We start from the raw sequence: 13,055 nt of genomic DNA, 5'->3' as shown, positions 1-13,055 counted from the left end.
TTATGTCTGACATAAATAAAAACAGTGAAACAAAAAGTGGCTTTAGCCACGAGAAAATTGAAACGAATAACTTTCTACTAATCGTGCTGATTTTGCTCACAGTTGCATTTGGTGGTTTAGTGGAAATCGTTCCTTTATTCTTTCAAAAATCAACAACAGAGCCTATCACTGGTTTACAACCATACACGGCATTGCAATTGGCAGGTCGCGACATCTATACGCGTGAAGGTTGTTATAACTGCCATTCACAAATGATTCGCCCTTTCCGTGCGGAGACTTTACGTTATGGTCACTACTCTGTAGCTGGCGAGTCTGTTTACGATCATCCATTTCAATGGGGTAGTAAACGTACAGGTCCTGACTTAGCACGTGTTGGTGGTAAATATAGTGATGATTGGCAACGCATTCACTTGATTAATCCACGTGATCTAGTGCCTGAATCTATTATGCCTGCTTACCCTTGGTTAGAAACAACACTTGTTGATGCAGACTCAATGCCAACTCATCTACGCGCGTTACGCACCGTAGGTGTACCTTACACTGACGCTCAAATTGCAAGTGCTGTGGAAGATATTAAAGGTAAAACTGAGCTAGATGCCTTGGTTGCATTCCTGCAAGTTTTAGGTATTCACTTGAAGTAAGCTAAATTAGTTGAAGTAACTCAATATAAGGAAGAACCCAAAATGGATATAACTACACTTCGCATTGCTGCGACCATTATTAGTTTTATTGTGTTTATTGGCATTCTTATCTGGGTTTGGCGAAATAGAAAAACTTCAGACTTTAAAGAGGCAGCTAATCTGCCTTTTAAAGAAGATTAGAGTTAAGAATGCTTCATATTGTGAAGAATAAAGGAAAATAAAATGAGTGACTTTACGAATAATTTTTGGCCTATTTTTATCACAACCATCTCATTGGTAGGGATATTTGGCTGTGCTTTTCTGTTATGGAAAACAAGCAAAATAAAAATACCAGTAGCCGGTAGTGGTCATGTATGGGATGAAGATCTTCATGAGCTAAATAATCCATTACCACGCTGGTGGGTTGGGATGTTTATAATTACGATAGTCTTTTCATTGTTTTATCTTGCAGCTTACCCAGGTTTAGGTAGTTTTGCTGGTAAATTAGGTTGGACTGCAACTAAACAATACGAGCAAGAAGTAGCGGTTGCAAATAAAGCGTTAGAACCTATGTACGCTAAATTTGCTGTCATGAAAACTGAAGACTTGGCAAAGAATCCTGAAGCAAGAGCCATTGGCGAGCGCTTATTCATGAACAACTGTGCTCAATGTCATGGTTCAGATGCTAAAGGCAGTCGTGGCTTTCCAAATCTTACTGACAGCGACTGGTTACACGGCGGTAGTCCAGCTAAAATTGAAGAAACAATCGTTGGTGGTCGTATCGGTATGATGCCTCCAATGGCGGCTGCTGTAGGAAGCCCAGAAGACGTTAAAAACGTGGCGAATTATGTTCTAAGCTTATCTGGCAGTATTTACGATTCAGGTCGCGCTGGTTTAGGTAAAGAAAAATTTGCTTCTTGTGCTGCCTGTCACGGTGCTGAAGGTAAAGGTAATCCAGATATGGGATCAGCTAACCTAACAGATAAAATTTGGTTACATGGCGCAGGTGAGGCAGCTATTATCAAACGTATCAATGAAGGTAAAGTCAACCAAATGCCTGCGTGGAGTGAGAAGTTTACCCCTGCTCAGATTCATGTATTGGCAGCTTATGTTTGGGGCTTCTCTAACAATAAATAAGGTTGGCAACTAAGCTCGGAGACAAAGTAAGTCGTTAATATGTAAGCATAGTCACAAACGGCATTAAAGTATCTTCTTTAATGCCGTGTAACAAATAGAAATTAAAGCGAGTTTTAGAAAGTTGGATGCATGACTAAAGCACCAAGTGGCAATAACCCAGAAACAACGATTCCCTTAAATGAGGTAGTCATTTCTCTATACGAATCGGCTGGGAAAATCTACCCACGTAGCGTTTCGGGTTTCTTCACACAATGGCGCTGGGTAATGATTTGGTTAACCCAGCTCTTCTTCTACGGCGTGCCTTGGTTAGAATGGGGCAATCGCCAAGCGCTATTATTTGATCTTGAAGCCAAGCGCTTTTATATTTTTAAATTAGTTTTGTATCCACAAGATTTAATTTACCTCACTGCAATTCTAATTATTTCCGCCCTATCTTTATTTTTATTTACCGCAATTGCTGGTCGATTATGGTGTGGCTATGCTTGCCCTCAAACCGTCTACACCGAAATATTTCTTTGGATAGAAAAGAAAATTGAAGGTGATCGCGCCGCACGCATGAAGCTCGATGCCGCTGGAATGTCTTCAAAAAAACTCAGCAGAAAAGTGATTAAACATTTTGCTTGGATTACATTTGCATTATGGACAGGCTTTACTTTTGTAGGCTACTTTACGCCGATTCGTGAGCTAGCTGATGCAGTTGTTAAACTAAGCTTAAGTCCTTGGGAAATGTTTTGGGTGGGCTTTTACGGTTTTGCGACCTACGGTAATGCTGGTTTCATGCGCGAGCAAGTCTGTAAATATATGTGTCCTTACGCACGTTTTCAAAGTGCAATGTTTGATGATGACACACTCATTGTTACTTATGATGAAGCTCGCGGCGAGCCACGCGGTGGACGCTCACGTAAGGCTGAGATTAATTCAAAATCAATGGGTTCTTGTATAGATTGCAGCCTTTGTGTTCAGGTTTGCCCGACTGGTATTGATATTCGTGATGGTTTGCAATATGAATGTATTGGTTGTGGCGCCTGTGCAGATGTATGCGACACGGTAATGGACAAAATGGGCTATGAGCGAGGATTAGTAAAATATTCTACACAGAACGCATTGACAAATAGTTGGTCTCACCATCAAATGTTTATGCGCATACTACGTCCACGTGTGCTTATTTACTCTTCAGTACTTTTACTTCTGGTTGTTGGTTTATTAGCCAGCTTGTGGTTCAGAACACCTTTTAGAGTAGACATTATGCGCGATAGCGCTGTCATGGGACGTATAACTGAGGATGGCATGTTAGAAAATGTCTACCGCATGCAAATCATGAATGGGACAGAAGATACTCAGCATTACCGCGTGAGTGTTGAAGGATTAAAGGGTATTGCAATTGATGCGAAAGATTCTAAAGAAATACAAGATAAAAGCGACAGTAATGCACGGGTCGATGAAAACAGTCCTACATTTATGGTTAAACCGACAGAATCACGCTGGGTGATCGTTGCTTTAAAGATCCCTGATGGCAGTGCAGAATCTGGTTCACATAAAATTCAATTTTCTATTGAGGCCGTTGAAAGCAAAGAGACGATCACTGAGAAATCGGTCTTTTTAGTGCCTAGATAAGAAGTTAAAGAAATTATTAAGGTAAAACTTAAGCTAAAACCTTAGTGTAAAAACTAAAGATAATATAAGGAAATATGATGGAAAAACTGGATACAAAACCTTGGTGGCATTTTGGTTATGTTTGGCTAATTATTGCTGGGCCTTTACTCGTTGTTATCGCATCTTTTATTACTTTATATTTAGCAGTCACTCGGCCTGATGCAGTGATTGATGATTACTATCGCAAAGGCATGGAAATCAACAAAACACTAAGTGCTGATCGTGATGGCATGGCGCCCGCCATGCAAGCACGCAACCATGCAGCAACTGGTCTTAAGCCAATAGAAAATCAGTAACTTAGCGATTATGGCGACTATCACGGATGTTGTTGTCATAGGTGCAGGACCAGCTGGCTTATGCTTTGCTAAAGCACTTGCAAATTTGGGTCTTCACACGGTAGTAATTGAGCGCCAATCTGAGCATAGCATTGCCTCCCCTGCTTTTGATGGTCGTGAAATTGCGCTAACTCACCACTCAGCAGAGCTCATGCGTGAGTTAGGGTTATGGGCACATTTGTCGCCTGATGCGATTTCACCATTACGAGATGCGCGCGTTTTTAACGGCTCTTCATTACTCTCAATGGATATTGGTCATCGCGACACGCAAAAAGCTGAACTTGGCTTTTTAGTTTCAAATCACCTTATTCGTAAAGCAGCCTACGAGGCGGTTAAATCATCCCCCGCCATTAGCTTTAAAACAGAAGTAGAAGTCACCAATATTAAGACTGACGCTAACATTGCTCAAATTACATTGAGTGATGGCGAAATTATCCAAGCTAAATTATTAATAGGTGCGGATAGCCGATTCTCTGAAACACGTCGCGCAATGGGCATTGCTGCTGATATGCATGATTTCGGCAAAACCATGATGGTCTGCGTGATGGAACACCCTATTTCTCATGAACATACTGCATGGGAGTGGTTTGACTATGGGCAAACCTTGGCATTACTGCCGATGAATGGAGCGCGTTCATCTGTGGTCATTACACTTTCCCCAGATGAAATGAATCCTTTGATGAAAATGGATGAGGCAGATTTTAACAGCGAAGTTTCTGCAAGGTTCAAACATAGACTTGGTGCCATGCACCTTGTTTCTACCAAACACGCCTATCCATTAGTGACTGTATATTCCAAACGCCTTATAGGGCAACGCTTTGCATTAATAGGCGATGCTGCGGTGGGTATGCACCCAGTCACTGCACATGGCTTTAACTTTGGATTAAAGGGCATTGCAACTTTGTCCGCTGAAATCAAATCAGCCATTGCAGCGAGTAAAGACTTTGCTTCTCACTCGCTACTTCTGCGTTACGAACAAAAGCATAGACGTGACACGCGCCCATTGTTTCTTGCTACGCATGCCATTGCTAAAGTTTATGGCAGCAACAGCCCGCCAGCAAGACTATTAAGAGCGGGGGCGCTACGATTAGGTAATCGATTAGCACCGTTCAAACGGGCAGTGGCTGGCTTTCTAGCGGACGCACGCTAGAGTTACGGACTAACGTATACAGTAAGGCCTAGCTGGCGTATGCGTTGAGCTACGCCTCCCAGCCACTCTTCTGACAAACGACTTAATCTTGCCGCTTCAGCTTGGTATGATGGACGTGCAAGTCCGTAGAGATGCACTCCTTGAACGACATCCTTAACTTGGCTAATGAGCGCTAAATAAGCCTCAATATCAGCTTCTTGTGGCGGCTCACCGTCTAATCCAAACATGCAAGTTTGTATAAAAGTTGGGCAAGCTGCCGCGCATTTTATTAGGCGCTGAATATGACTTTCTGGAGTCAAATTCACATCATTAATTCGGGAAATGCCCTCTTTAGTACCTGCATCAAGCTTAAACCAAACTTCACCATTGCATTTAGCTAGGTGGCTCACACTATCAAGTACGGTTTGCTTATCCATCAAACTGCCATTGGTAATCAATCTCAATTTGATAAGGTTAACTTGATTGGTATTGCCACTAGCGCCTAACAAGTTAAATTCTATTAGCACTTTCTCCACTAAGGACACTACTTCGGGAAACTCTTTCGCGCTCGTAGGTTCGCCATTGCCTGAAAAGGCGATGTCTTTCAGATGTCTATCCCCTTCAGCCACATAGCGCGCCATAAAGTCGCCATGCAATGCATAGGTCAAGAAAGATCTAAGCTCTTTTTCTAGTAAAGGTAAGTCAATTGGCGGCGGCGTACCACGCGTAAGATTGGGCACTTGGCAATAGACACAGCGCCAGTTACAGGCATTATTAACATTAAGATTAATGCCAATTGAAACGCCACCAGCGCGACGAGAAACAACTGGATAGACGTACTTCATACCGCTTACATCGCGGTTATGATCCGATACGGTCAGTGTTTGTTGGTCAGTCATTCTGGGATTTTGAACCTACCGTAATCAATATTGATCACGCTAAAAAGAATTAGATTTTAATTACAGGTTTCTGGATTGAATATTTTCTTGAGCGCATCTGCATTTAAAATACGCACATAACGCTGTTTTACTTCAATGATGCCTTCATCACTAAATTTAGAAAAAGCGCGGCTTACGGTTTCTAGCTTCATGCCAAGATAACTGCCTATTTCTTCTCGCGACATTCTAAGCGTTAATTCAGATTGTGAAAATCCACGGGCATGTAAACGCTGCACCAAATTCAGTAAAAAAGCCGCTAAACGTTCTTCCGCACGCATATTACCGAGCAACATCATCACGCTATTTTCGCGAACAATCTCGCGACTCATAATTTTATGTACATGACGTTGTAACAAAGGGAATTCACGGGATAAGTCTTCAACATTGGCAAAAGGCATTATACAAACTTCAGCATCTTCTAATGCTACTGCGTTACAGCTATGATGGTCTGTGACAATGCCATCTAAGCCGATAATTTCACCTGCCATTTGAAAGCCTGTCACTTGCTCTCGACCATCTTCAGTTGAAACGCAGGTTTTGAAGAAACCTGTTCTAATCGCATAAAGCGAGGTGAACACATCACCATTACTGAAAAGCATATCACCTTGCTTAACTCTGCGTCGCGTTGCGACTATTTCATCTAACTTTTTCATATCCGCAGTATTAAATCCAGCAGGCATGCAAAGCTCGCGCAGGTTGCAGTTTGAGCAGGCTACTTTTACAGATTCTGGAGTAATGGCTAGATTCATATTTTGATAAAACTTAAGATGGTAATGCAAGCATAACGCTAATCACACCTAGTTACTACGGATTATTCAAGATATATTATATCTCATCAACATACCAATAGTTCCACATCGAGATAGTAAAACTAAATTCACGCATTATCGTTTGATTTGCATCAAAGAGCCATTCTACCAAAGCTGGCATAGTACTAGGCTGAACTAAATTGTAGGAGTGGATTCATGAACGCTAATAACATTTCAATAGAGCCTGATGACGATATAATTAATATCGCCTCATCAGCAAACCCCAGCTATATCATGCCAGGCGTATCAATAGATATGTTGCAGAAATATGATGTTTCTGGCCCTCGCTATACATCTTACCCCACTGCGGATAGATTTGTAGAGGCATTTACTGAAGACGCTTACAAATTAGCCTTAGAACAAAGACGTGTTGCGGGTGCAGCACTGCCTTTATCAATTTATGTGCACATTCCATTTTGTGAATCACTTTGCTTCTTTTGTGCATGCAATAAAATTGTTACCAAGCATCATGAACGTAGTGCGGAATATTTACGTTATCTAAATCGCGAAATTGATTTACATATGGAGCATTTGGGTACTGCAAAAGGTACTAAGAAAAGTTCAGCAAATACCATTTCACAATTACATTTGGGTGGTGGCACACCCACTTTTTTCTCAGATGATGAATTATCTGAATTGATGAATATGCTAAAGCACAACTTTATTTTTGCGCCAAATGGCGAATATTCAATTGAAGTTGACCCGCGCACGGTGAATGAACAACGCTTAAAACATTTAGCCGAATTGGGCTTTAACCGCCTAAGTTTTGGTGTGCAAGACTTTGACCCAGAAGTGCAAAAAGCAGTGCATCGCATTCAGCCTGCTGAACAAGTGTTTTCTTTAGTTGAAGCCGCGCGTCGGCTACAATTTAAGTCTATTAATGTAGATTTAATCTACGGACTACCGATGCAAACGCCCGAGTCATTCACTCGCACCTTAAAACAAATTGTAGAACTAAGGCCCAATAGAATTGCGCTATACGGCTATGCGCATTTACCAGAGAGATTCAAACCACAACGTCGAATAAGCGAATATGAGTTACCCGCAGCGCAAGATAAAATTACCATGCTATCGAATGCCTTAAAAGCATTTATTGAGGCTGGTTATGTGTATGTGGGCATGGATCACTTTGCTTTACCAGACGATGATTTAGCTATCGCAAAACGTCAAGGTAGATTGCATCGTAATTTCCAAGGTTATAGCACACAACCAGATTGTGACTTAATCAGCTTGGGCGTCTCAGCAATAGGTCGCGTGGGAGCAACTTATAGCCAAAATGCAAAAACCATTGAAGAGTATTATGACTATCTCAATCAAGGCCGCTTCCCAGTGGTACGCGGATTAGCATTATCAAGAGACGATTTAATACGCCGCGCGGTGATTATGGCCATAATGTGCCAAGGTGCATTGCAATATGAATCAATTGAACTGGCTTATGTAATTGACTTTAAAACTTACTTCGCAAAAGAGCTTGAGCTATTAAAAGAGCAACAAGCGATAGGTATGCTAGAACTGGATGATAGCGGTTTACAGGTCACCGACACTGGTTGGTTCTTTGTACGCGCTGTTGCAATGTTGTTTGATAAATACTTACAAACTGACCGTAATCGCGCACGTTTTTCAAAAATAATTTAAGTTAATCACTACAGAAATAGCCGATAGAATTTTTTATCGGCTATTTTTTTGTCTGATTTTTATTATTCTAAAAGTAGACACAAAAAAAAGCCCCTACCGAAAACGATAGAGGCAAAGGTGGAGCCTTAAAATCTTTTATATTAAAAACATATTCTTAGAATTTTTTACCAATACCGATACCGAATACCCATGGATCGATGTCTAATGAGTCGATCTTAATCCAATTACCACCAAAGTTCATTTTTACGTCTGTATCTACTTTTGCATATTTAACATCAGCGTTTATTAACCAACCATCTTTCAAGTTAATATCAAAACCTGCTTGGGCTACTAAACCAAAACTATCGCGATCAATCTTAATTTTAGTACCAGTAATACCTTGGCTAAATTGTAAATTACGATCCAACATATTTGTGTAGTTAACACCAGCACCGATATATGGATCAAATGTTTGATCTGGCATGAAATGCCATTGAGCAGTTAGTGTAGGAGGTAGAAGATTCACACTACCTAATTTTTGATTTTGAAGCACACCTGAACCTGCTCCAGTAACACTCACATCATGTCTACTACCTAATGCAAGAATAAGTTCAGCAGCAATATTCTTAGTAAAATAGTAAGAGATATCCAATTCTGGAATCACATTGCTATCTACAGACAAGTTTGCACCTGTGTTGATTAAACCTGGGGCAACATTTTTAGCAACAGTCTGGCCTAATTTACTATCTTCATTTGGGCTAACATCCACTGCACGTATACGCACTACCCAATCACCAGCTTCAGCTTGAGCTAACGCAGGTGCGAAAGCGGCTGCAAGCGCTAATACTAATAATGATTTTTTCATTTTTAAACTCTCCACATAAGAAATTAATAAATCCGATGTGTGAATTCTACGAGGGGCTATGGATAAGCCATTTGATGTGTATCAATTACATGTATTAAAAAGTTAAGCGTTGTTTTTTTACAACAAGGCTTAACTAACTAAGGTAAAAGCTAGATGTGAATTTTTTAGGATTAGGGCTTTTATTATGAATTAAGCATGAATAATGCAATTGATTCGACATGAGCCGTATGCGGGAACATATTAATCACGCCAGCCGCACTCAATGTGTAGCCTTTTTCGCTCACTAACACACCTGCATCTCGTGCTAATGTGGCTGGGTTACATGACACATAAACAATTAATTTTGGTGCAGTTTCTGGCGTAATAGCTTTTACTAGCTCAAATGCTCCATCGCGTGGTGGATCTACTAACCACTTATCAAAGTTGCCAAGTTCGGCTAAGCTTGATTCGGTCATTTTAAATAAATCGGCAACGCCAAACTTAACATGCTCGATAGCATTTAAAACTGCGCTTTCATTGGCTCTATCGACTAAATTCGCCAAACCTTCTAAGCCCAGTACCTGCGCACCACTGCGGGCAATGGGTAAAGTGAAGTTGCCAATTCCACAGAAAAAGTCTGCGATGCGCTCATTTTGTTGCGGTGCTAATAGCTGCATTGCACGGCGCAACATCACTCGATTAATGTATGGGTTCACTTGTGTAAATTCATTTGGCTTGAATGGATAAGTTAAACCAAACTCTGGCAAGCTGTATTTAAGCGCAGAACCAGCCAATGGATAAAACGGCTTAATCGTGTCAGGGCCTTTAGTTTGCGTCCAAATCTGTACTTTATGCGTATCAGCAAAGGTTGTTAGTAAGGCTTCATCATCCGAATTTAGTGACTCCATAATGCGCAATATCAATACGATCACGGGGTGATTGCTTCCAGCTTCTAGGTCTGCTTCACCCACCGCTAACTCAATTTGCGGTAACTTGTCACGTATGCTTAATTGCAAAATCATGTCTTGCAATGGCGCTATCAGTGCGGAAACCTCCGGCACTAGCACTTCACAAGAATTCATATCTGCCACGTATCGTGTTGCTTTTTCGTTAAAACCGACCAGTACGCGCTGCTTCTTTTCTACATATTTAACACTTAAGCGCGCTTTGTGACGGTAACCCCATGTAGGACCATATAGTGGCGGTAGCATATTGTCGGCTTTTACTTGGCCAATATGCCATAAATCATTTTCAAGTAATCTTTGCTTTGCCGCCACTTGCGCGGCGAAATCTAAATGCTGAATTTTACAACCGCCACACAAGCCAAAATGCGGGCATTTAGGTATCACGCGTTGAGTAGATTGTTTGAGCACCTCCACCACATTAGCAACTTCATAACTCGGCTTAATGCGAATGGACTGATAAGTCACTTTTTCATTTGGCAGAGCGCCATCAATAAAAATGGTTTTACCTTCGACATGCGCAACACCACGCCCTTCTTGATCTAGCGACTCAATAGTCGCATGTTTTGTTTCGAGGACAGCTGGGGGTTTATTGCGATTTCTAGCGTGACGTGCCATGTGAAAACCTGAATTTCTGAATGAGGTGTGATTTTAACGCATTATTAACGCATTGTTAAAAGTGTCATGTATTTAGTAGCGGATCACCCTACAAAAACCGCTACAAAAAAAGATGGCTACCAAGCAGATAGAAACTCAGTCCAATGCGGTGCGCTGTAGTTGGTTAATGTCTCACGAACAAGCTTAATTTCAGCTTCGTACGCGGCAGGCGACAGGTTTCCACGCATGAGTTGAAAACGTAAGAAAACCAAGTGTGTGTTGGCGACGTCTGTTTCACAATAATTGCGGATTTCTTCAATCTTACCTGCTTTATAGGCATCCCAAACTTTACTGCCATCCATACCCAATTTTCCTGGGAAACCACACAACTTAGCCAAATCATCCAAGGGCGCATTGGCACGCGCGTTGTACATCGCCATCACATCCATTAAATCTAAATGGCGCATGTGGTAACGGCTAATGTAGTTATTCCATTTAAAGTCTTTATCGTCCTCGCCTAAATCCCAATAACGGCTGGCGTTAATACCATGAATCAGCCCGCGATAATGCAGAACTGGTAAATCAAAGCCACTGCCATTCCAAGAGATGATTTGCGGAGTGAATTTATCGATTCCATCAAAAAAGCGCTGAATGATTTCAGCTTCGGTCGCATCTGCATCACCAAGCGTCCACACTTTGAAATTATTACCTTCTCGCAAGGCGCATGAAATGGCGCAAATACGATGTTGATGCAAGGGTAAAAAGTCTGTACCATTTTGCTGGCGACGTTGATGCAAAGCAATATTGGCAACATCGTCTGCCGAAATTTCTGGGGGCAGATTATACAAAATACGAAGACCATTCGTATCAGGAATGGTCTCGATATCAAATACTAAGGTAGGCGTCATGCCAAAAGCATACACGATTCAACATCTAATGAGCAACCAGCCTGTGTGACTATTTAGGCAAACTCCGCTGTATCTAATGTAGCGACTTGCTCAGATTCCGCTGACTCTTCAATTTTATGTATTAATATTGGCGTCAGCATTTCACCGTCTACAAAGGCTAACATCGCGTAAAGAACTGGCTCAGCAGCTTGGATTGGCGTAAATTTACCAAAACCAAATTTTGAGTTTTTAATGACTTGCCATGCACCTCTGGGCTCGGCATATTCTGGCTTTGAAAAGTGCTGCTTAATTTGTGCAGAAGCCATACTATGAAGCACATAATCCACATTGCCTATCAAAAGTGACCATCGTGTCTCATCTTCATTGTCGGTGCTTTCTAACTGAAATAAATACCAATCATCACCCTGATAATCCAATTGAAATATGCTGTGGATAGTTTGCGTTCGCGTGTTCATTGCGTAGTACACGCCTTGATCGTCTAAGGTAATTGGCTTGCCAAAAGAGGGAAAGTTAATCACGTTACTTGAGATATTGCTTGGCATGCTTGAAGAATGACTTGGCATTTTTGCACTCCCTTAACTTATCAAAGTTAAGCTTAGTGTATGCCTTGAAGAATGAAGTCTTAACCAGAAACAACGTAAGATTAATAGCTTACTTCAATTATAAATTTAGCTCTGTATAAAAAATAAAGGCTGCCTATGCAGCCTTGAGGTTTATTATTTTTGAGTGATTATTTTTTGACCCAGCCACTATCATTTTGATAGTACCAGCCAGCTTGTGCTTTATCTATCCAGCGACCTGCAAATGTGCCTTGAATATCACCACGCCATTCTGGGTGACCGTTACCTGCGGCAATTTCTTTATATAAGGCGTTGCGATCAGCATTTTCAGCTGCGACTAGCGCATTGATACCTTGCCTATCTTTTAGGGGCACCGCAGTGGTGTCGCGCACTGCAATTAGACCATCTTTAGTTAGCCCGATAGCACCACTCGCATAATGCGGCGCCAATTGATTATGGCGCGCTTGCATGCTGTTTTTAATCGCCAAAATCGCAGGCGTATTCATTTCTAAGTCTGGCACTGCATTTGCCAAACTCATTGTTAAAAACATCGTCATCACCACTATAAAAACATTCATAAGTTTTTGCATATTATTTCCTTTTTTATCGTTCGTTTCCAACTTAATCTGTTCGATTTAATTCAAATCAAACTATCGGGTTGAAACTCTGGCTATTTAGCGGCTGGTGCATCCACAGGTTTATTGGTAGATGTTTGTGCGTCATCTTTTAGTTGCCAAACATCGTCGATGATTTTATCCGCAGCTTTTTCTGCTGCAGCGGCGGGAAAATAAATGTTGATAGTCACGCAGGCTGATAGGCCAGCAATCACCGCTAGCAAACATAGATTTTTGGTTAAATTACTTTTCATTGTTATTCCTTATTCAATTGCGACCTAATGACTGCGTAAAACTAAAGTTCAATTTGCGCATTCTCTGCCAACTCCACTTTG

The 13,055-nt window shown here is 41.3% G+C and carries 15 protein-coding genes; 7 read left to right on the top strand and 8 right to left on the bottom strand.

All coding sequences use genetic code 11. From position 1 onward, the window contains the following. The first annotated feature begins 2 nt into the window (after positions 1 to 2). The 6 genes from ccoO to ubiM all read left to right on the top strand — a co-directional run bounded on the left by ccoO (position 3) and on the right by ubiM (position 4,895). Positions 3 to 641: a cytochrome-c oxidase, cbb3-type subunit II gene (gene ccoO, locus PSV17_RS02895; RefSeq protein ID WP_300479504.1), complete on the top strand. Its 639-nt coding sequence runs from the start codon at positions 3 to 5 to the stop codon at positions 639 to 641. 42 nt (positions 642 to 683) lie between these two features. Continuing rightward, entirely contained in the window at positions 684 to 821 is a 138-nt protein-coding gene (locus PSV17_RS02890; protein ID WP_300479501.1) for a cbb3-type cytochrome c oxidase subunit 3, read from the top strand. Positions 822 to 863: 42 nt separating this feature from the next. Further along, complete coding sequence (gene ccoP, locus PSV17_RS02885) at positions 864 to 1,757, top strand: cytochrome-c oxidase, cbb3-type subunit III (RefSeq protein WP_300479498.1); 894 nt, start codon at positions 864 to 866, stop codon at positions 1,755 to 1,757. A 129-nt stretch (positions 1,758 to 1,886) separates the two neighbouring features. Beyond that, positions 1,887 to 3,371 (top strand): cytochrome c oxidase accessory protein CcoG, encoded by a 1,485-nt coding sequence (gene ccoG / locus PSV17_RS02880; RefSeq protein WP_300479495.1) that lies wholly within the window; start codon positions 1,887 to 1,889, stop codon positions 3,369 to 3,371. A gap of 77 nt (positions 3,372 to 3,448) precedes the next feature. After that, positions 3,449 to 3,706: a FixH family protein gene (locus PSV17_RS02875; RefSeq protein WP_300479492.1), complete on the top strand. Its 258-nt coding sequence runs from the start codon at positions 3,449 to 3,451 to the stop codon at positions 3,704 to 3,706. A 10-nt stretch (positions 3,707 to 3,716) separates the two neighbouring features. Continuing rightward, complete coding sequence (gene ubiM, locus PSV17_RS02870; RefSeq protein WP_300479490.1) at positions 3,717 to 4,895, top strand: 5-demethoxyubiquinol-8 5-hydroxylase UbiM; 1,179 nt, start codon at positions 3,717 to 3,719, stop codon at positions 4,893 to 4,895. 2 nt (positions 4,896 to 4,897) lie between these two features. On the opposite strand, the gene PSV17_RS02865 is transcribed toward ubiM, so the two are convergent. Both PSV17_RS02865 and fnr read right to left on the bottom strand, forming a co-directional pair. Continuing rightward, a complete protein-coding gene (locus PSV17_RS02865) occupies positions 4,898 to 5,773 on the bottom strand; it encodes a radical SAM protein (protein WP_300479488.1) in 876 nt (291 codons plus the stop codon). Positions 5,774 to 5,829: 56 nt separating this feature from the next. Then, positions 5,830 to 6,561 carry a fumarate/nitrate reduction transcriptional regulator Fnr gene (gene fnr, locus PSV17_RS02860; protein ID WP_300479964.1) on the bottom strand — a complete coding sequence of 244 codons (732 nt, stop codon included), beginning with the start codon at positions 6,559 to 6,561 and terminating at the stop codon, positions 5,830 to 5,832. A 294-nt stretch (positions 6,562 to 6,855) separates the two neighbouring features. On the opposite strand from fnr, the gene hemN reads away from it, so the two are divergent. Next, positions 6,856 to 8,256, top strand: a complete 1,401-nt coding sequence (hemN, locus tag PSV17_RS02855) for an oxygen-independent coproporphyrinogen III oxidase (protein ID WP_300479962.1) — start codon at positions 6,856 to 6,858, stop codon at positions 8,254 to 8,256. A 154-nt stretch (positions 8,257 to 8,410) separates the two neighbouring features. On the opposite strand, the gene PSV17_RS02850 is transcribed toward hemN, so the two are convergent. From PSV17_RS02850 to PSV17_RS02825, 6 genes are all read right to left on the bottom strand, one after another. Beyond that, positions 8,411 to 9,100, bottom strand: coding sequence for an OmpW family outer membrane protein (locus tag PSV17_RS02850; protein ID WP_300479485.1), 690 nt, complete (start codon positions 9,098 to 9,100; stop codon positions 8,411 to 8,413). A gap of 182 nt (positions 9,101 to 9,282) precedes the next feature. Next, positions 9,283 to 10,659, bottom strand: a complete 1,377-nt coding sequence (gene rlmD / locus PSV17_RS02845; RefSeq protein WP_300479483.1) for a 23S rRNA (uracil(1939)-C(5))-methyltransferase RlmD — start codon at positions 10,657 to 10,659, stop codon at positions 9,283 to 9,285. A gap of 116 nt (positions 10,660 to 10,775) precedes the next feature. After that, on the bottom strand, positions 10,776 to 11,546 hold the full coding sequence (locus PSV17_RS02840) for a 3'-5' exonuclease (protein ID WP_300479481.1): 771 nt from the start codon (positions 11,544 to 11,546) through the stop codon (positions 10,776 to 10,778). Positions 11,547 to 11,599: 53 nt separating this feature from the next. Further along, a complete protein-coding gene (locus PSV17_RS02835; RefSeq protein WP_300479479.1) occupies positions 11,600 to 12,109 on the bottom strand; it encodes a hypothetical protein in 510 nt (169 codons plus the stop codon). A gap of 167 nt (positions 12,110 to 12,276) precedes the next feature. Then, complete coding sequence (locus PSV17_RS02830; RefSeq protein WP_300479477.1) at positions 12,277 to 12,696, bottom strand: YdbL family protein; 420 nt, start codon at positions 12,694 to 12,696, stop codon at positions 12,277 to 12,279. Positions 12,697 to 12,776: 80 nt separating this feature from the next. Beyond that, positions 12,777 to 12,974 carry a hypothetical protein gene (locus PSV17_RS02825; protein ID WP_300479475.1) on the bottom strand — a complete coding sequence of 66 codons (198 nt, stop codon included), beginning with the start codon at positions 12,972 to 12,974 and terminating at the stop codon, positions 12,777 to 12,779. Between the last annotated feature and the right edge of the window lie 81 nt (positions 12,975 to 13,055).

The organism is Methylotenera sp. (genome assembly GCF_029946165.1).
Classification (GTDB): Bacteria; Pseudomonadota; Gammaproteobacteria; order Burkholderiales; family Methylophilaceae; genus Methylotenera.
This window is presented reverse-complemented; position numbering and strand designations above follow the sequence as displayed.